Source organism: Pectobacterium peruviense, from assembly GCF_003312355.2.
GTDB lineage: Bacteria > Pseudomonadota > Gammaproteobacteria > Enterobacterales > Enterobacteriaceae > Pectobacterium > Pectobacterium peruviense.
Window position 1 is genome coordinate 100,461 of the sequence record NZ_CP161826.1, and the last position, 17,380, is coordinate 117,840.

General features: G+C 52.9%; 16 protein-coding genes. 8 read left to right on the forward strand and 8 right to left on the reverse strand.

Annotated elements, in window-relative coordinates; all coding sequences use genetic code 11:
• The first annotated feature begins 377 nt into the window (after window positions 1-377).
• From DUT67_RS00415 to DUT67_RS00425, 3 genes are all read left to right on the forward strand, one after another.
• Window positions 378-1,526 carry a HAMP domain-containing protein gene (locus DUT67_RS00415; protein WP_113632587.1) on the forward strand — a complete coding sequence of 383 codons (1,149 nt, stop codon included), beginning with the start codon at window positions 378-380 and terminating at the stop codon, window positions 1,524-1,526.
• A 317-nt stretch (window positions 1,527-1,843) separates the two neighbouring features.
• Window positions 1,844-3,136 (forward strand): dicarboxylate/amino acid:cation symporter, encoded by a 1,293-nt coding sequence (locus DUT67_RS00420; protein WP_048263187.1) that lies wholly within the window; start codon window positions 1,844-1,846, stop codon window positions 3,134-3,136.
• A 396-nt stretch (window positions 3,137-3,532) separates the two neighbouring features.
• The gene (locus DUT67_RS00425; protein WP_113632586.1) at window positions 3,533-5,029 is read left to right on the forward strand and encodes a pitrilysin family protein; all 1,497 of its coding nucleotides are present in this window, start codon (window positions 3,533-3,535) and stop codon (window positions 5,027-5,029) included.
• Between the two features lie 78 nt (window positions 5,030-5,107).
• Here the strand turns inward: DUT67_RS00425 and DUT67_RS00430 are convergent, their stop codons facing one another.
• Together DUT67_RS00430 and yhjD are read right to left on the reverse strand one after the other, a co-directional pair.
• Entirely contained in the window at window positions 5,108-6,040 is a 933-nt protein-coding gene (locus DUT67_RS00430; RefSeq protein WP_113632585.1) for a sugar kinase, read from the reverse strand.
• Window positions 6,041-6,208: 168 nt separating this feature from the next.
• Entirely contained in the window at window positions 6,209-7,225 is a 1,017-nt protein-coding gene (yhjD, locus tag DUT67_RS00435; protein WP_113632584.1) for an inner membrane protein YhjD, read from the reverse strand.
• A 128-nt stretch (window positions 7,226-7,353) separates the two neighbouring features.
• Between yhjD and DUT67_RS00440 the strand changes: the two genes are divergently transcribed.
• Window positions 7,354-8,553: an MFS transporter gene (locus DUT67_RS00440; protein WP_113632583.1), complete on the forward strand. Its 1,200-nt coding sequence runs from the start codon at window positions 7,354-7,356 to the stop codon at window positions 8,551-8,553.
• A gap of 44 nt (window positions 8,554-8,597) precedes the next feature.
• Here the strand turns inward: DUT67_RS00440 and DUT67_RS00445 are convergent, their stop codons facing one another.
• Complete coding sequence (locus DUT67_RS00445; protein ID WP_011095818.1) at window positions 8,598-9,164, reverse strand: DcrB family lipoprotein; 567 nt, start codon at window positions 9,162-9,164, stop codon at window positions 8,598-8,600.
• A gap of 300 nt (window positions 9,165-9,464) precedes the next feature.
• Complete coding sequence (locus tag DUT67_RS00450; protein ID WP_048263178.1) at window positions 9,465-10,142, reverse strand: 7-cyano-7-deazaguanine/7-aminomethyl-7-deazaguanine transporter; 678 nt, start codon at window positions 10,140-10,142, stop codon at window positions 9,465-9,467.
• Window positions 10,143-10,358: 216 nt separating this feature from the next.
• On the opposite strand from DUT67_RS00450, the gene tusA reads away from it, so the two are divergent.
• On the forward strand, window positions 10,359-10,607 hold the full coding sequence (gene tusA / locus DUT67_RS00455; protein ID WP_113632582.1) for a sulfurtransferase TusA: 249 nt from the start codon (window positions 10,359-10,361) through the stop codon (window positions 10,605-10,607).
• A 134-nt stretch (window positions 10,608-10,741) separates the two neighbouring features.
• On the opposite strand, the gene DUT67_RS00460 is transcribed toward tusA, so the two are convergent.
• On the reverse strand, window positions 10,742-13,108 hold the full coding sequence (locus DUT67_RS00460; protein WP_113632581.1) for a zinc/cadmium/mercury/lead-transporting ATPase: 2,367 nt from the start codon (window positions 13,106-13,108) through the stop codon (window positions 10,742-10,744).
• A 91-nt stretch (window positions 13,109-13,199) separates the two neighbouring features.
• Window positions 13,200-13,829, reverse strand: coding sequence for a lysoplasmalogenase (locus DUT67_RS00465; RefSeq protein ID WP_113627080.1), 630 nt, complete (start codon window positions 13,827-13,829; stop codon window positions 13,200-13,202).
• A 192-nt stretch (window positions 13,830-14,021) separates the two neighbouring features.
• Between DUT67_RS00465 and DUT67_RS00470 the strand changes: the two genes are divergently transcribed.
• Entirely contained in the window at window positions 14,022-14,342 is a 321-nt protein-coding gene (locus DUT67_RS00470; protein WP_011095813.1) for a DUF1820 family protein, read from the forward strand.
• Complete coding sequence (locus DUT67_RS00475) at window positions 14,342-14,701, forward strand: DUF2500 domain-containing protein (RefSeq protein WP_113627079.1); 360 nt, start codon at window positions 14,342-14,344, stop codon at window positions 14,699-14,701. Before DUT67_RS00470 ends, DUT67_RS00475 begins: the two co-directional genes overlap by 1 nt.
• A gap of 3 nt (window positions 14,702-14,704) precedes the next feature.
• Here DUT67_RS00475 and DUT67_RS00480 read toward each other — a convergent pair whose 3' ends face one another.
• Window positions 14,705-14,980 (reverse strand): DUF1145 family protein, encoded by a 276-nt coding sequence (locus DUT67_RS00480; RefSeq protein ID WP_167389298.1) that lies wholly within the window; start codon window positions 14,978-14,980, stop codon window positions 14,705-14,707.
• Between the two features lie 29 nt (window positions 14,981-15,009).
• Window positions 15,010-15,585, reverse strand: a complete 576-nt coding sequence (rsmD, locus tag DUT67_RS00485; RefSeq protein WP_048263168.1) for a 16S rRNA (guanine(966)-N(2))-methyltransferase — start codon at window positions 15,583-15,585, stop codon at window positions 15,010-15,012.
• 348 nt (window positions 15,586-15,933) lie between these two features.
• Between rsmD and ftsY the strand changes: the two genes are divergently transcribed.
• Window positions 15,934-17,379 (forward strand): signal recognition particle-docking protein FtsY, encoded by a 1,446-nt coding sequence (ftsY, locus tag DUT67_RS00490; RefSeq protein ID WP_113627078.1) that lies wholly within the window; start codon window positions 15,934-15,936, stop codon window positions 17,377-17,379.
• The last annotated feature ends 1 nt before the right edge of the window (window position 17,380 follow it).

A 17,380-nucleotide genomic window follows, 5' to 3' on the forward strand; every position in this document is an offset into this window, starting at 1 on the left:
GGGCAGTATTAGCCCGTTATCACACGTCCTATCGGGTCGCTGCCCACCCTTCTTCAGCGCTCGTTATCTTCGCTCCGCCCCTAAATAGCCACGCTAGCTTATGCAGGGGATATATCCTATTCTGAGGCCGCGTTACGGCTGTTACCTAGGCTTGCTTAGGATTAAGATGAAATCCCCAGAACATCAGTAGAAAACAGCGTTGAGGCGACGATAAGCTGCCTTATACTATTCACGCGTGTAACTTGCGCGTGTCGCGGCGTGCTTTTCGCGCGGTGTATTGCCTACCTGTTTTTATCGGGTGGGTCAGGTATTCAGGTCTGCATAAAGGTTGACGGAGAAAGCGCTTGCGGCTCAGACGTTCATTAACGATTAAACAGATGACAGCCGTGTCTGCCGTGGCACTGGTGACGATCAGCCTGTTTATCGTCATACAGCTCTTTCACTTCGTTCATCAACGCCGTGAGGATTATGCCAAGCAGTTGGAAAGCATCGCCTATTCCGTGCGTCAACCGCTGACGGATGCGGTGTTACAAGGGGAGGTTCAGCGAGCGGGTAATATTCTGGATAGCTTGCTGCCGGTTGCCTTTCTTAGCCGGGCAGATGTACTGCTGCCGGATGATTTCCAGACGCTGCACGCCAATTTCCCGAAAGAACGTCCGGTGCCGGACTGGATCGCCCGCGTTTTTAAGCTGCCGATCCGCATTTCTATTCCGCTCTATTCGCCGCCGCAGACGCAATATTCAGCTCCGCTGGCGCATCTGGTCTTGCAGGCGGATTCCTACCGGATGTATCAATTTATCGTCAGCACGTTTTCAACCATGCTGGCGACGTATCTGCTGCTGGCATTGATTATGTCGATCGCCATTACCTGGTGCATTAATCGGCTGCTGATACACCCGCTGCGTGGGATTATTGTCGAATTACAGAATCTACCGCCGGATGCCGTGCTTCACCGTCCACTCACGCTGCCACCTTGGCATCAGGATGATGAGCTGGGCGCGCTGGTGCGCAGCTATAACCGCAATCAACAATTGCTGGAGCAGTCGCTCTCTGCCGGAAATGCAGGGGCAGGGCTGCCGGACAAAGCGCATTTAATACGACGCCTCGAACAGCGTTTGGCCGATGGTATCCCGTTCAGTCTGTTGGTTTTTGGGCTGGACTCCTCAGCCAGCCAGAGCGATATGGCCACGTTGGGTAAGCAGCTTCACGCCGTGATCGAAGAACAAAATGAGGCAGGGCTGATCTATCTGGCGCGACTCGATTGTGATGAGTTCGCCATCATCGGGAAGACATTGGGATCAGTTGAGCAAGCGCAGGATTGGGCGCAAAACGTGATGCTGGCGATTAACTCTCCCTTTTTACCTGCGGACTCCCAGCCTGCACGGGCTATCAGTGCCGGTATTCTGACGATTGCCGACCCTCGACCGGAGGAGGCGGGGCTGTTCTTGTCGCAGACGCGTTTTGCCATGCAACTGGCGCGGCGCGATAAAAAATGCGGTATTCATCATTTCACCACGCCTTCCTGAGCCTTCACAGGTAACGGAAATGTTATTTTTCGTAGATGTGTTTCCTGAACGCGACTTCCCCGTATGGCGGGGCTTTGAGGACGTTAATCGAAGTTTTCCCGCCGTAAAAATGTGCATCTGTTACAGATAAATTGCACTAATGTTTCTTTATAATTCCTGCTGACGTGATTCAGCTCTTGTTTTTAACCTGTTGTTCACAAACTAAACTTATAAAACATTCTCAGCTTGTTATTGCAATGTTACTTTTCGGCGCAATCACAGGCGGCATTTTCGTACCCTATTCCCCTCCTGTGTTTTCCCCACCATAGGACGTATGTATGAAAACATCAATTTTTAAAAGTCTTTATTTTCAGGTTCTTGCCGCCATTACGATAGGGATACTGTTGGGGCATTTCTACCCCCAGCTTGGTGAGCAAATGAAGCCGTTGGGCGATGGGTTTGTTAAATTAATTAAAATGATTATTGCGCCGGTTATCTTCTGTACGGTAGTAACCGGTATCGCAGGCATGGAAAGTATGAAGTCGGTCGGTCGTACTGGTGCGGCCGCCCTGCTGTATTTTGAAGTTGTGAGTACGATTGCGCTGATTATCGGCCTGGTCGTGGTCAACGTCGTACAACCTGGTGTAGGTATGAACATCGATCCGAGTACGCTTGATGCGTCCGCGGTGGCGGTTTATACCCAACAGGCTTCGCAACAAGGTTTGATTCCGTTTCTGATGGATGTGATTCCGGCGAGTGTGGTCGGTGCGTTTGCCAGCGGTAATATCTTGCAGGTTCTGCTGTTTGCTGTGATGTTCGGCTTTGCGCTGCACCGCTTGGGGCCAAAGGGCAAAGTTATTTTTGATGTCATCGATAGCTTCTCCAAGGTCATTTTCGGCGTCATTAACATGATCATGAAATTGGCTCCTCTGGGTGCGTTCGGTGCTATGGCTTTCACCATCGGTAAATATGGTGTCGGTACGTTGGTGCAGTTGGGGCAACTAATCCTCTGCTTCTACATCACCTGTATTCTGTTTGTATTCCTGGTGTTGGGCAGTATTGCGAAAGCAACGGGCTTCAGTATCTTCAAATTCATTCGCTACATCCGTGAAGAACTGCTGATCGTGCTGGGCACGTCCTCTTCTGAATCCGTGCTGCCACGTATGCTGGAGAAGATGGAGAAGGTCGGTTGTAAAAAATCGGTCGTCGGGCTGGTTATTCCTACGGGTTACTCGTTCAACCTTGATGGCACCTCCATCTATCTGACGATGGCGGCGGTGTTTATCGCTCAGGCGACCAACAGCCACATGGATATCTGGCATCAGATTACGTTGTTGGTGGTGTTGCTGCTGTCTTCTAAAGGTGCAGCGGGCGTGACGGGAAGTGGGTTTATTGTGCTGGCAGCAACGCTGTCTGCCGTGGGTCACCTGCCTGTTGCCGGTCTGGCGTTAATTCTGGGTATTGACCGCTTCATGTCAGAAGCCCGTGCGCTGACCAACCTGATTGGTAACGGTGTTGCGACCATCGTGGTAGCAAAATACTGCCGCGAGCTGGATGAGAAGAAACTGAACGCTGAGCTGTCTGGTAACAATAAGAACGATAACGCGGCTACGCCGACGGCGCAGTCGTAATTCCAGCATGTAGTTATCGTTCCAGCGTAGTGTTCTATACCCTAGATAATTCCCCGCGGCGTTCAGCTCCGTGGGGAATTTTTTTTGTCTGTAAGCTTTTTGTCTGTAAATGTTTTGTTTATAAACACGCCGAATCAAACCGTTTTTCTCTTCCTTCTGACCCGGCATGAAACGTAAAAATATTGTTAAATATGACTATTTTTACCTTTTTTGCAGATTATTTCACCTCTCGAAGTGACATAGACAAAAGCGCGCTGTCCAATGGAATGGTACACTTCGCGTCTTCAATTTTTTCCGTGATATATCCACGAGAGTGTGCGGTGGCAGACGCAAGGCCACCATAATGATCAACAATAACCACATTATTATGTTGGATAGCTATTAGTAGGGGTTCACATGCAGGGCACCAAAAAGGCGCTTTTCGTTGGTGGTTTGTTGCTGGCGGTGATCAGCAGCAGCGTGCAGGCTGAAACACTACAGCCCGATCCAGCCTGGCAGCAGGGTAAACTGGATAATGGTTTTACCTGGCAGTTATTAACAACGCCACAGCGCCCCGGCGATCGGGTTGAGCTGCGTCTGGTTGTTAATGCCGGATCGTTGCTGGAAAACGCCCAGCAAGTGGGCTTTGCACATTTCCTTCCTCGTCTGGCCTTAGCGCCTGGCGATAAGCTGTCCGCAGCTCAGTTACCGTCCATGTGGATTCGGGATGCTAACGGCTCGCGCGTCCTGCCTCCGATAATTATTTCGTACGACTTCACGTCGTATAACCTGAGCTTGCCGAATAACCGCCCCGAACTGCTGAAAGAAGCGCTGACGTGGCTGGCTGAAAGTGCAGGGCAGATGACGTTCGACGAAAAAAGCCTACATGCCGCGTTGAAGGTTCCCGATCAGGTTGTCACCTTTCCGGTTAACTCACAGGATCCGAGCTGGCGCTATCGCCTGAAAGGGTCGCCACTGCTGGCGCACGATCCTGCTCAGGACGTTAAATTGCCGCTAAATGGCGAGCAGCTCCAGCAATTTTATAAAACCTGGTATACGCCAGATGCGATGACGCTTTATATCGTCGGTCATGTGGATAATCGCAGCGTGATCGAGCAGATCGGTAAAGTGTTCTCCCCGTTGGAAGGGAAACGCGAAGCGCCAGCACCGGTACCGACATTAAGCCCGCTGCCGCCGCAGGCGATCAGCCTGATGAATAACAACGTCCAGCAGGATACGCTGTCGCTGATGTGGGATACGCCATGGCATCCTATTCGTGAATCGCAGGCACTGGTTCGCTACTGGCTGGGCGACATGACGCGGGAAGCGATGTTCTGGCATCTACAGCAGGCGCTGGAGAAGAGCCCGCTGAAGGGCAACAATCTCCGTTTCGACTGCAATGTGTTTTATACCCGTTCTCAGTGCGCGATTCATATGGATGTTCCGGGTAGCGAGGGTGTGGAGCCGGGCGTGACGTTTATGGCGCGTGAGCTGGCGACGCTACGTGAAAAAGGGCTGACACAGCAAGAGTTTGATGCGCTGATTGCGCGCAAGACGGACGAACTGAACAAGCTGTTCGCCACCTATGCACGAACCAGTACGGACATCCTGATGGATCAGCGTTTGCGCTCCCAGCAAAATGGCGTCGTGGACATTGCTCCCGAGCAGTATCAGAAACTGCGCCAGACTTATCTGTCCGCGTTGACGCTCGATATGCTGAATCAGGAACTGCACCAGCAACTGGTACAGGATACGACGCTGATGCTGATCCAACAGCCCGGTGAGCCAGAAGCGAATATGAAGGCGTTGCAGGAAACCTACGACCAGATTATGACGCCAACTGCCGAGCCTGTTGCTAGCGCAGCGACACCTGAAGGAGCAAAACCGCAGGAAACCGCGCCCGCTGCACAGTAAATCCGTTATCAGTAATAGAAATAGAAATAGAAAAGGCCGCGATTGCGGCCTTTAACTTATTATCACGCTACGTATGGTTTACGCAGGCATTGCCTCAAGCGGGATAATCGCGCCACGGTATTGAATGACCGTGCTGGCCGTCAAGTGACCGCGCTCTGCGGCTTCCTGCGTGCTGCCGCCATTCAGACGAACAGCCAGATAGCCTGCGCTGAAAGAGTCGCCTGCTGCGGTGGTATCGACCACTTTCTCTTTTGACAATTTGATCGCGGGAACATCGACCAGCGCTTGTCCGCGTTCTGATACGATGCAGGAATCAGCACCGCGTTTGATGACGACTTCGCTAACGCCCAAACCGTGCGTCCGCTCCAGCACCGCTTCCAGTGGCTTCGTGCCCCACAGCATGTCTTCATCATCCAGCGTCAGGAACGCGATATCCGTACAGGACAAGATGTCGGTGTAGGACTGCTGCGTTTCTTCCTTGCTCTGCCACAAACGTGGACGGTAGTTGTTATCAAAAATCACTTTACCGCCGTTGGCGCGGCAAGCACGCAGCAGTGCAAGGAGACGTTGACGGCTTTCAGCGTTCAGAATCGCCAGACTGATGCCGCTTAGGTAAAGGTAGTCAAACTGTGCCAGCGCCTGACCGATTTTTTCTGCTTCCGGGCTGTCCAGCCAGTAGCGTGCAGCCGCGTCATTGCGCCAATAGTAGAACGTACGCTCGCCGCTATCGTCGGTTTCAATGAAGTATAAACCGGGCAATTTATTGTCCAGTCGCTGGATCAGGTCGGTTTTCACCCCTTCTTTTTGCCAGGCGGCAACCATCTCGGTACTGAAGCTGTCGGTGCCGAGCGCGGTCACATAATGTACGCCCAGCTTATTGGCATTGACCTGACGGGCAATATAAACAGCGGTGTTCAGCGTATCGCCACCAAATCCACGGTTAAGATCCGTGCCTTTCTGCGACAGTTCGATCATGCATTCGCCGATTACGGCAATGTTAGTAGTTGTCATCACTTTTGGCCTGTTTGAAAAGGTACCCTGCACCTGATGTTTGTTGGGTATAAAAAACGCGGAAATTAACGTCAGTCTCAACATTACGTGAGACTGAGTCAATAGTCTTGAAACGATGTTTTATTTTTTCATGACGCAGATCGGAAAACCAGTGCTTTCCCTCTGCTTTTAGCGATTAGGGGATGGTTCTTTCTCCTGATCATTCTTGTCTGTCGAGATGTCGCCTTTATAGTTCGCCGTTGCGATCCAGGCGGCGCAAAAGAGCGTCAGGCGGGCGAAGAAATAGAAGAATGCCATCAGGCCAATAACTGAACCGAACGCGGCACCAGAAGGCGAACTGGCCAGTTTAGGTAGCGCGACAGTCATGGCGAACTTGATGGCTTCAAAACCGACGGCGGCAATCAGCGTGCCGCGAAAGAGCGCTTTACGCTTGGGTTTATGGCGCGGTAAGACGAAGAATATCCACAGGAATAACAAGTAGTTGGCGAAGATGGAGATTGACAGCGCAATCAGCGTCAATGCGGGACGCAACCACTCGATGCCATCCAGCCCCAACGCGGTTACGATCATGTTTTGCGCGGTGCCAGCAACAGAGGTCAGGAAAAGCGTGATAATTAGCGCAATCACCAAGCCCGTCAGCGACAGGAAATCCCGCGTGTACTGAAAGTAAATCTTCTCTTCATCTTTCGGGTTCCTTTCCCAGACGTCGCGCGATTGGGCGCGAATGGCTTCACGCAGGTTTCCCATCCAACTGATGCCGGAATAGAGAGCGATCAGTAACCCGGTAATCCCGACGGTGGTACGCTGCTGTACGGCGGTGTTGACGGTACTTTTCAGCGTATTGGCCAGATTAGGATCGCTGATACTGTTGACGATACGGTTAATCAGCCCCGTCAGCAGGTCGGGGTTGGAGGCCAGCACGAAACCCACGGCGGCAAAAGACACCATGAGAATAGGGATCAGCGACAGAAAGGAAAAATAGGTAATGGCTGCGCCAAACTGATTGCCCATTCGATCGTTGAAACGTTCGCCCGCGCGAATCAGGTGCGCGACGCTGGGGATCGCCTGAATCCGTGCGGCCAGACGTTTGCTCTTACCCAGTAGCGAACGGGATTTCTGCGATGATTTATTCCCTTCTGGGGTGGACGATGTAGATTGGCGATCCGGGTCTGCCGGTACAGGCATTGCGTTTCTCCTGTGTTCGGGATTAACTGGTTAGTATAAGTTTGATTATAACCAACAATATAAGAATGTGACTTTTCGATATTTTTTGAACGTACGTCATACACGGACGTTAAGCGAGTGAATTTTCCATGCCAACACCTTCCCCATCCGAACCGGCGCTGAGCGGCCTGCGCCTTAATCTGCGCATCGTTTCCGTTGTGGCATTCAACTTTGCCAGCTACCTGAACATTGGCCTGCCGTTGGCGGTGCTGCCAGGATATGTACACGATCATCTTGGCTATAGCGCATTCTGGGCCGGGCTGGTGATCAGCCTGCAATACTTCTCCACGCTATTGAGCCGCCCGCATGCGGGTCGTAGCGCCGATGAGAAAGGGCCCAAAAAGATTGTCGTCTGGGGGTTGGCTGGCGTCATGCTGAGTGGGGTGTTTTACCTGCTGGCGGCTTTTAGCGATGCATCGCCGGCGATCACGCTGCTGCTGCTGTGTCTCGGGCGTGTCGTGCTGGGTGCCGGACAGAGCTTTGCTGGTACAGGCGCAACGCTCTGGGGCGTCGGTGTGGTGGGCTCCCGACATATCGGACGCGTGATTTCGTGGAATGGCATTGCGACGTACGGTGCGATGGCGATTGGTGCACCGCTCGGCGTCTGGCTCAACCATATCGGTGGGCTAAAACTGCTCTCTGTGTGCATTATTCTGATCGCAGCCGTGGCGATTATCTTCGCGCTGCCGCGTCCAGCAGTGCAGGTTGCCCCCGGTAAAAAGATTCCCTTCCGTGAAGTGCTGGGTAAAGTCTGGGTTTACGGCATTATTCTGGCGATCGCCTCTGCGGGTTTTGGTGTGATCGCTACCTTTATCACGCTGTTTTATGCCGATCACAACTGGGAAGGTGCAGCGCTGACGCTGACTATTTTCAGCTGTGCCTTTGTCGGTGCGCGGCTGGTTTTCCCCAACAGCATTCAGCGGTTTGGCGGGCTGCGCGTAGCCATGGCGTGTTTTGTGGTTGAGATCGTGGGTTTACTGCTGGTGTGGGGCGCGACGCAGCCGCTGATGGCGGAAGTGGGCGCATTCCTCGCGGGGGCAGGTTTCTCTCTGGTATTCCCGGCATTAGGCGTCGTTGCCGTTAAAGCCGTATCACCACAGAATCAGGGCAGTGCGCTGGCAACCTATACGATATTCCTCGATCTGTCGCTAGGCGTAGTCGGGCCGGTGGCTGGCGTACTGATGGGCTATACCGGAATCGCCTCTATTTATTTGGCGGCGGCGTTGCTGGGGCTATGCGGTCTGGCGCTGACGTGGCGACTGACTCAGCGCCCTGTCATCGAACAATAGTAGCCACCGAAGTGGCTACTGCTACTTTCAGACGATAACGTCGATTATTTCAGCTTCAGCGTGTGGATGATGCCTTCTGCTTCGCTCTGTGCCTGTTGCTGATTGCTGGCTGGCAGCGTGATCTGCAAAGTCAGCAGTTGGTTTTCCACTTTCCCCAACACTACGGATGAATAAGCCTGCTGTCCGCTGCTGGTGATAATGCTGTCGAGCTGTTGCAGCTTCTTGCCGTCAACGTCGATGGTTTTGTTGGTGACAACCTGAAGGTTGGCGTCACGCGTGCGTTGCTGATCTTCCAGACGCTGCGCCAGCACGGTCAGCTCTTCCGTGGTGTTATCGCCCAGAATCACGATGACCGCTTTCTGCCCGTTGTCATTGGCGTAAACGTGCATGTTGTTCGCCTGTGTGCCCACTTTACCGCTTTGGTCACGCATATCGGCTGGCAGAGTAAACGCAACCTTCCCATCCATTAATTCAATGTTCTGGCTCGCGGTGGCTTCTGCGGCAGGTTTATCTTGTGCGCCCGCTTTTGCTGCGTCATCCGTTTTGCCATCACACGCGGCAAGCAGACCGACAAGCAAACCGACACCGAGGTATTTGATTACATTCGACATGGGATCCCTTTCTCTCGTTTTTTAACAGGTAATATTTTTAAACAGGTAATAACAGTATGGCACCCTATTCAGGTAGCAAAAACAAGCATTTTGTTGTTGCAAACCGTTGTTGGAGCCTGCGTTATTTTTACAAAACGATGAGTGTATGCCCTAAATAATTCGAGTGGCGTGAAGGCGGCAACTGCATGAATCCCCAGGAGCTTATATGAGTAAGTGACTGGGGTGAGTAAAGGCAGCCAACGCACAAGCAGCTTGAAGTATGACGGGAAAAAGGCGGTGTGGATCACCGCCCGATAGGCATTAGTGATGGTTGCTGACGGAGTGATAGTCGGCCGCGCCTTTCTGCTCGCTCAGACGTTTGAGCACCATGTTCAGCATGACGCCGTACATCGGCAGGAAGAACGCCAGACTGATCAACAGCTTGAAGGCATAATCCACCATCGCAATTTCGACCCAGTTTGCTGCCATGAAAGCATCGGTACTGCGGTAAAACGCGATGAAGAAAAAGGCCAGCGTGTCGCTGAAATTACCAAACACGGTTGAAACGGCTGGTGCCACCCACCACGCGCGCTTCTGACGCAGTCTATTGAAGACGTGGACATCCAGAATCTGGCCGAGAACATAAGCCATGAAACTGGCGCAGGCTATACGTGCTACGACGATATTCACCTGGCTTAACACCCCGAACGACTGCCACGAGCCCTGATAAAACAGTGACGAAACCAGATAGGAAATCACCAACGCAGGCACCATCACGGTCAGAATGATACGACGCGCCAGCGGCGCACCGAAAACCCGAACCGTCAGGTCAGTCGCCAGAAAAATAAACGGGAAGGTAAACGCGCCCCAGGTGGTATGAAAACCGAAAATCAATACCGGGAGCTGGACCAGATAATTACTCGACGTAATGATCAGGACATGGAACAACGATAGCCAGATCAGCGCCGTAAGCCGCTGTTGGGGAGTAAAACGATACATAATGTGACCTTTTTGGTTATTGGGGTTAGGGAACCCAAGAAATAACGTGCAGATTTATGCTGCAACGCGGCGGCATAATACGCAATTGTTTCGCTAATGCAATGTGTTTTGCCGAGAAAGGATGGTTGTTTTATGCGCAAACGTTGTCGTCGCTTGCGTAGGGGAATCCTCCGCGTAAACTAAGGCAGTTTTTTGATTCCAGCACTGAGAACGTTGATGACCGATCCCTTTACCAACCCAGATAAAACCCTTGATGCTCAGGGGCTGCGCTGCCCTGAGCCTGTTATGATGGTGCGTAAGACAGTACGCCAGATGGAAACCGGGCAAACGCTGCTGATTATTGCCGACGATCCGGCCACCACTCGCGATATTCCCGGTTTTTGCGTGTATATGGAGCATGAGCTTCTGGCGCAAGAGACTGAACAGGTTCCCTATCGGTATCTGCTGCGCAAGGGTCGTCACTGATACTCAGTGCGTTATCCTGCATGCTGTAGTGTGTTATTAGGAGAAACACGGGGATAAGGTTCCCGTAGGGAGGCCTCGCCCCGTGGTTGCTCCGTGTTTCTCGATCCTTCAACCAACAGCCAGCAACGGTAATGTTAGTCCTGTTTTCTCAGCAGCCGTAACGCGTTGGCCGTGACTAACGCCGTTGCGCCGGAATCCGCCAGTACCGCCAGCCACAGTCCGGTAATGCCCAGAATACTGGTGACCAGAAATACCGCTTTCAGCCCCAGCGCGATGGTAATGTTCTGACGAATATTACGCTGCGTCGCCCGCGACAAGCTGATCATGGCTGCCAGCCCAGTCAGGCGGCTGTGGGTTAATGCCGCATCGGCGGTTTCCAATGCCACATCCGTACCGCTTCCCATCGCGATGCCGATAGTTGCGGCTTTCATTGCTGGCGCGTCGTTGATGCCGTCGCCCACCATTGCCACGGGATGCTGTTTACCCAATTCGCTGACCGCTGTGACCTTATCGGCAGGGAGCAGGCTGGCTCGGTAATCGATCCCTAATGTTGCTGCAATAGCCGCTGCTGCGCGGGGATTATCACCTGTGAGCATGACGCCACGAATCCCCAACTGCTGCAAGGCATCCAGCGCTTCACGCGCATCGTGGCGCAGCGTATCGCTCAGCGCCAGCAAACCGAGTAGGGTATCGTCTTCTTGCACGACCACGACGGTTTTCCCTTCGTTTTCCAGCACATCAATTCGTTGCAGCCAGTCGGCGTCAAGCAAACCGGGCGCGACGCGAGTCGGTGCGCTAACCTGAATCCGCTTGCCGCCTATCGTGCCTTCAACGCCGACACCCGCCAGTGCTTTACGGTTTTCTGCCATCGGGAGGAATGTGCTGCTGGATAACGCATGTTGGACGATGGCCTTGGCGAGCGGATGGTGCGAACCCGACTCTACTGCGGCGGTGCGCGTCAGCAGCGCCGTTTCGCTAATGCCTGCGGCAGGTAACACGTTCGTCACCTGCGGCTTGCCTTCCGTCAGCGTACCCGTCTTATCAAATGCGATAGTCTTGATATTGCCAAGCGATTCCAGCGCTGCACCGCCTTTAATCAGTGCCCCCCGACGCGTTGCCGCAGCCAGCCCAGACGTAATTGCCGCAGGCGTTGAGATCACCAGTGCACACGGGCAGCCGATTAACAGCAGCGTCAGGCCGCGATAAATCCACTCTTGCCACGGCTGTGCCAGCAGCAATGGTGGAATCAGAATTACCAACAGCGACAGCAGCATGATGGCTGGCGTGTAATAGCGGCTGAACTTATCGAGGAAGCGTTCTATCGGCGCGCGACGCTCTTCTGCTTCTTCTATCAGTTGCAGAATGCGGTCGATGGCGCTGTTGCCCGGCTGTGAAACCACCCGCAACTGCACGACTCGATCGACACACAGGCTGCCAGCAGCAATTTTTTCACCGGGTGTGCGCTCAACGGGAACCGATTCGCCGGTCAGGGCACTTTCATCAAAGCTGGCATCGCTGTTCAATAGCTCCGCATCGGCAGGGAGTCGTCCACCGGGAGCGACTTCAATGACATCGCCGGGAACCAGACTTGCAACGGGAACGAGGCGTCGCTGACCGTTGCCGATAACCGTTGCGTCTTCAGGAAGCAGCGCCATCAGTGCCGTTACACCACGTCGTGCGCGGTTTGCCGCGTAAGATTCGAGGTGTTCGCCCAGCATAAACAGCAGCAAAATGACGGTGGCTTCGGTGGTGGCGCCAATCAGGAGTGCCCCGATTGAGGCTACGCTCATCAGTGTTTCAATCGCGAAGGGCGTACCTGTGCGAATGAGTTGCACCGTTTTTTTCAGTATCGGAATCAGCCCGACAATCGTGGTTGCGATAAACGCGATCTGCCCGCCACGCTCGCTTAACAGGGAAAGTCCCCAGCTTGCAGCAGCCAGCAAAGTGAAAAGTATTAAGAAACCATATTCATGCACGAAACGACGTACGGTAGACGTGTCGGATGGTGCGATGGGGAGTGCGGTGTCCTGCAAGGTGAAGCCAGCTTGCTGAACGGCATGTTGAACCTGAGGGCGAATATCGGTGTAGGCGTCAACAACCAGTTTTTCGGTGGCGAACAGCACTTTTGCCTGTTCAATTCCGGTGAGATTTTTTACTGCATTTTCGATTTTACGTGCACAGCTGGGACAATCCATCCCGCTGACTTTCCAACTGAAACGCTGGTGGGATCGGGGCCTGTCGCTGTCTCCGCCGTCGGGGTCGTCTGAATCAGCGCTACCGCCGCTGTCTGACGAATGTTGCTCTGTGCCACACGCGGTCTGAACCGAGGCATCGGATGTGTGCTTGGTTGAACAGCAGCTGTGGTCTGCGTGGTTCGAATGCTGCGTGTGTTCATTACAGCAGCTTTTCGCGCTGTGTGTCGTACTGCGTGGCGCGTGGTGAACGCCGTTATTGCAGCATGCTGATTTCTCAGCGCTGTGGTGGTTCTGATGAGAGTGCATATCTTCCCCCTATATTAGTGATTGCCATTCTCATCAGAAACTTTACACCGCCGCTCAATGCTTAGCCAGCCTTTCGTAAACGTCGCGAGCGTTAGAAATAGAGGGAGCGAACGATCAGGAAATGGCCGCCAAAATAGCCCGCAGCCACAATCGCCTGATGGGCGCGGAACGGGAAACGATAATGGTGAATAAGCCAGGCTGCATGGGCGATAAACAGCAGTACGGTGCCCGTCAGCAAGGAGAAATTCGCGTTTGTTCCCAGCGCAAAATACCGTTCACCGGCAATCCAGACCATCAACGTCGTCATGATGATAAACGCGCAGGCGGGCCAGCGCTGTGCGTCCAATCGTCCCCAGATAATAGCGATCAGGATCGCGGCAAGAATGACGAGCGTTAGTGCCAGCGGCCAGAAGAACGTGAGCGCGATTTGTCCGGTAAAAAAGCTAATGGTGTACAGCAGATGGGAGATGAAATAGGCACCAAACGCGTAAAGCAGGCGCTGAGTCGGGAGCAACAGTAGCGTGTCTGCCACCAGCGTTGCCAGTAACCCCAGCACAATCAGATAGCCTGGCACACCAAGTAGCGGCATCTGCCAGGCTAGCGCTAGCAGCAATAGCATCGTGACCGGTTTGAACAACCAACGCTGCCATGTCGGGCCACGATAGCTCGCGTCTACGTATAACCAACCAGAAAAAAGCACAGCAATAAATGACCAAAGCATAGCGTGTCCTTTTTGTGTTTTTGTTTGTGTCAGGATAAAAATAAACCGTTCTTTATTTAGTGTAGGGGATTGTGAGGAAGTTAAACAACACAGTGCGAGACGGATGCGCCTTTCGTGAGCTTCATGTTATGTTATCGCCTGTTTTTATTGTAGATGGGCGCCGTGAAGTCTCTGAAGGGAGCGTTGTGTTGAATGAGTAATGAATCCGCACTTTATCGTATTCAATTTATAAATAACGGTAAGAATTACCAGCTTTACGTGCGTGAGTTGGTTCAGGGTAATCTGTTCGGTTTTATTGAAATTGCTGACTTTGTGTTTGATAGCCAATCGACGGTGTTGGTTGACCCATCAACCGAGAAACTGAAAACGGAATTCTCCGGCGTTAGCCGCAGTTTTATCCCTCTACAGGCGATTATTCGTATTGATGCCGTGACGGAAAAAGGCAGTGCCCGTATTTCTGATTTAGGCGATAACGTTACCGCGTTCCCTTATCTTCCCGGCAAGAAACCCTGATGAATGATTTCCCCTGGCTGTTGGTTTTGGCTGTTGGCGCTATTCTGGTGCTGGTGGCGCGGCAGTATCGACGCCAACGTCATAGGGAAGCGCAGAATGATGCGGCTCCGCTGCGTATTGTGGCTGCAGAGGTGAAACACAAACGCGAATTTCCCCGTACTCGTCGGCGTGCGCGTGAGCATCAGGTGATGGTTGTGGAGGATATGCTGTATGAGGCCACGTTCAGGCCAATTGCTGGCGGCGCAAATATCACGCTGCGCCTCGAAAACGCAGATTATCACCTGCTTGATACGGGTATGCAGGGATCGTTGCAGCTAAAGGGCACGCGCTTTATTCGCTTTGTGCCCCAGCAGAGGTAGCGGTTACGGCTTCGGTGGTTTGGGCTGTTTTTTCTGCCACGCCAGTAGTTCAAACACGCCAAAAAGGAAAATACGTGCCTGAAGCGTCCTGTTTAGCGGGGGGCTGTCCTTCGGCTGACTGGATTTTAACAGCAGCAGTTGAAAACCGTGCATCAGGATCATAAACACCATCGCCACAGTCATGAAGATATTCAACGGCTTGGGAAACGGCTGAATCAGGTTAAGCAACAGAAATCCCCACACGCCCAGCATCAATAATCTGCCAAGGTTAATCAAAATCATCTCTTACCCTTACATTGCTGCGAAGATCACTGACGGATGTACAAACGGTAGGCGACCTGACCCGCAATTTTCTCACGGTGCAGTTGCCAATTCTCCGGGATGGTTAGCTGCGTATTTTCCGCCTCGGTTTCCACGTAAATCCACGCATCTGGTGCCAGCCAGCCCTGTTGTTCCAGCAGCGCGAGCGTGTTGTTCAGTAGCTCTTTGCGGAACGGTGGATCGAGAAACACGACGTCAAACGGTGTGCCCGGTTTTGCCAGCCAGCTCAGGGCATCAGTATTGACCACCTCGGCGTTTTCCGCCCGAAGCAGTGCCAAATTCTGCGTTAATTGCTGGGCGACTGCACGTTCCATTTCCAATAATGTGGCGTGCGCAGCATAACGGGATAAGGCTTCCAGTCCGAGCGCGCCGCTGCCGGCAAAGCAGTCCAGACAGCGTGCCTGTTGAATGACGGGGGCTAGCCAGTTAAATAGCGTTTCCCGCACGCGGTCGGTAGTGGGACGTAAACCGGGGCTATCAGGAACCGGAAGTTTTCTGCCGCGCCATTGACCACCGATGATTCGGATTTGTCCGGCGGCTGACGATGCATTTTTTTTAGCCATAGCTCACAGGGTTATTGTTGTGCCGCATCATCTTGTGTGGATGCGGGCAGGAAATTTCTGGCGCTATTCTAGCGGCGGTTACGTGTAGAGGGAATGTTAAGATGGACGTTAAGGCGCTTAAGCCAAAATTTTGTGCGGTCTGCGGGCTTTCGATCACGCACGGCGTTTGACACACTTCGTAACGGACATTGCCTTTCGTTACGAAGATTGTCGGTAGCGCGGGGAATTGTCTGTAATTGCTCCCGCTGGCTGCGTGTTGCTGTCGGCAGGAAAGTGTTAAACTTGTTGTTTAAATATGATTTTCATTGATTGATTCGCTGCGGTGAGCAGCGTGGAGCGCGATTACACATGTCAAAAGAAAAGAAGCGCGGTTTTTTTTCCTGGCTGGGACTTGGGAAACAGGAAGAAAAACAAGAAGAGCAGCCGCAAGAGAAGACGGCCGTTGAAGATGCGCCCGCTGCTGAACCGGATGCCGCCGCATCGACTCACCAAACCGTTGAGCCTACGCCGGAGCGCGTAGCGCAACCGCTGCCGGAAGAATCCGTAGTTGAAGAAACTAGAGTCGTTGAAGAAGACACTGTTGTTGAAGAAGACGTTGTTGTTGAAGAAGACATAGAAAATATAAAGGCTGATGCAGAAGAGCTGACCGCATCCGTTGCTGAACGTGGGAATACCGTTGCGGCAGACGATCGTGAACCGATCGATCATGACGTGCTTGATCGGGATATCGCCGATCCGATCGTGCAGGCCGAGATCGCAGCGCTGGTTGACGATGAGCAGGATACCACTCAGCAAGAAGTACAGGGCGAAGAACAGGAAAGTGAGCCGCTGGACGACGAACCTGTCGTTGTGCAAGAACAAGAACGCCCGACGAAAGAAGGTTTCTTCGCTCGTCTGAAGCGCAGTCTGGTCAAAACGCGCCAGAATCTCGGTTCCGGATTTATCGGATTGTTTCGTGGTAAGAAAATCGACGACGATCTGTTTGATGAACTGGAAGAACAACTGCTGATTGCGGATGTCGGGGTCGAGACGACCCGTAAGATCATCGCCAGCCTGACGGAACATGCCAGTCGTCGCCAACTGAAAGATGCTGATACGCTTTTTGTTAAGCTGAAAGAAGAAATGGCAGAGATTCTTGCTAAGGTGGATGCCCCGCTGAATATCGAAGGCAAAACACCGTATGTCATTCTGATGGTTGGCGTTAATGGCGTGGGTAAAACCACCACCATCGGCAAAATGGCACGCCAGTTCCAGGCGCAGGGCAAATCCGTGATGCTGGCGGCAGGTGACACTTTCCGTGCCGCGGCAGTCGAGCAGCTTCAGGTCTGGGGACAGCGCAATAACGTGCTGGTGATAGCGCAGCACACAGGAGCGGATTCGGCATCGGTGATTTTCGATGCGATTCAGGCAGCGAAAGCGCGCGGTGTGGATGTCCTGATCGCGGATACCGCTGGGCGTTTGCAGAATAAAGCGTACCTGATGGAAGAGCTGAAAAAGATCGTGCGTGTGATGAAGAAGCTGGACGAAGACGCGCCGCATGAAGTGATGCTGACGCTGGATGCCAGCACCGGGCAGAACGCAGTGAGTCAGGCCAAGCTGTTTAATGAAGCGGTCGGGCTGACGGGTATTACTTTGACTAAGCTGGATGGTACCGCGAAAGGCGGGGTGATTTTCGCCATTGCCGACCAGTTTGCTATTCCTATCCGCTATATTGGGGTCGGTGAAGGTATTGAAGATTTACGGCCATTCAAGGCCGACGATTTTATTGAGGCACTTTTTGCCCGAGAGGATTAAA

What these genes read in the sequence shown, in the direction of transcription:
- DUT67_RS00450 (WP_048263178.1), bottom strand. Translation starts at nt 10,142, where the DNA reads ATGTATCGTTTTACTCCCCAACAGCGGCTTACGGCGCTGATCTGGCTA.
- DUT67_RS00460 (WP_113632581.1), bottom strand. Translation starts at nt 13,108, where the DNA reads ATGCACTCTCATCAGAACCACCACAGCGCTGAGAAATCAGCATGCTGC.
- tusA (WP_113632582.1), top strand. Translation starts at nt 10,359, where the DNA reads ATGACCGATCCCTTTACCAACCCAGATAAAACCCTTGATGCTCAGGGG.
- DUT67_RS00445 (WP_011095818.1), bottom strand. Translation starts at nt 9,164, where the DNA reads ATGTCGAATGTAATCAAATACCTCGGTGTCGGTTTGCTTGTCGGTCTG.
- DUT67_RS00425 (WP_113632586.1), top strand. Translation starts at nt 3,533, where the DNA reads ATGCAGGGCACCAAAAAGGCGCTTTTCGTTGGTGGTTTGTTGCTGGCG.
- rsmD (WP_048263168.1), bottom strand. Translation starts at nt 15,585, where the DNA reads ATGGCTAAAAAAAATGCATCGTCAGCCGCCGGACAAATCCGAATCATC.
- yhjD (WP_113632584.1), bottom strand. Translation starts at nt 7,225, where the DNA reads ATGCCTGTACCGGCAGACCCGGATCGCCAATCTACATCGTCCACCCCA.
- DUT67_RS00465 (WP_113627080.1), bottom strand. Translation starts at nt 13,829, where the DNA reads ATGCTTTGGTCATTTATTGCTGTGCTTTTTTCTGGTTGGTTATACGTA.
- ftsY (WP_113627078.1), top strand. Translation starts at nt 15,934, where the DNA reads ATGTCAAAAGAAAAGAAGCGCGGTTTTTTTTCCTGGCTGGGACTTGGG.
- DUT67_RS00430 (WP_113632585.1), bottom strand. Translation starts at nt 6,040, where the DNA reads ATGACAACTACTAACATTGCCGTAATCGGCGAATGCATGATCGAACTG.
- DUT67_RS00440 (WP_113632583.1), top strand. Translation starts at nt 7,354, where the DNA reads ATGCCAACACCTTCCCCATCCGAACCGGCGCTGAGCGGCCTGCGCCTT.
- DUT67_RS00420 (WP_048263187.1), top strand. Translation starts at nt 1,844, where the DNA reads ATGAAAACATCAATTTTTAAAAGTCTTTATTTTCAGGTTCTTGCCGCC.
- DUT67_RS00470 (WP_011095813.1), top strand. Translation starts at nt 14,022, where the DNA reads ATGAGTAATGAATCCGCACTTTATCGTATTCAATTTATAAATAACGGT.
- DUT67_RS00415 (WP_113632587.1), top strand. Translation starts at nt 378, where the DNA reads ATGACAGCCGTGTCTGCCGTGGCACTGGTGACGATCAGCCTGTTTATC.
- DUT67_RS00475 (WP_113627079.1), top strand. Translation starts at nt 14,342, where the DNA reads ATGAATGATTTCCCCTGGCTGTTGGTTTTGGCTGTTGGCGCTATTCTG.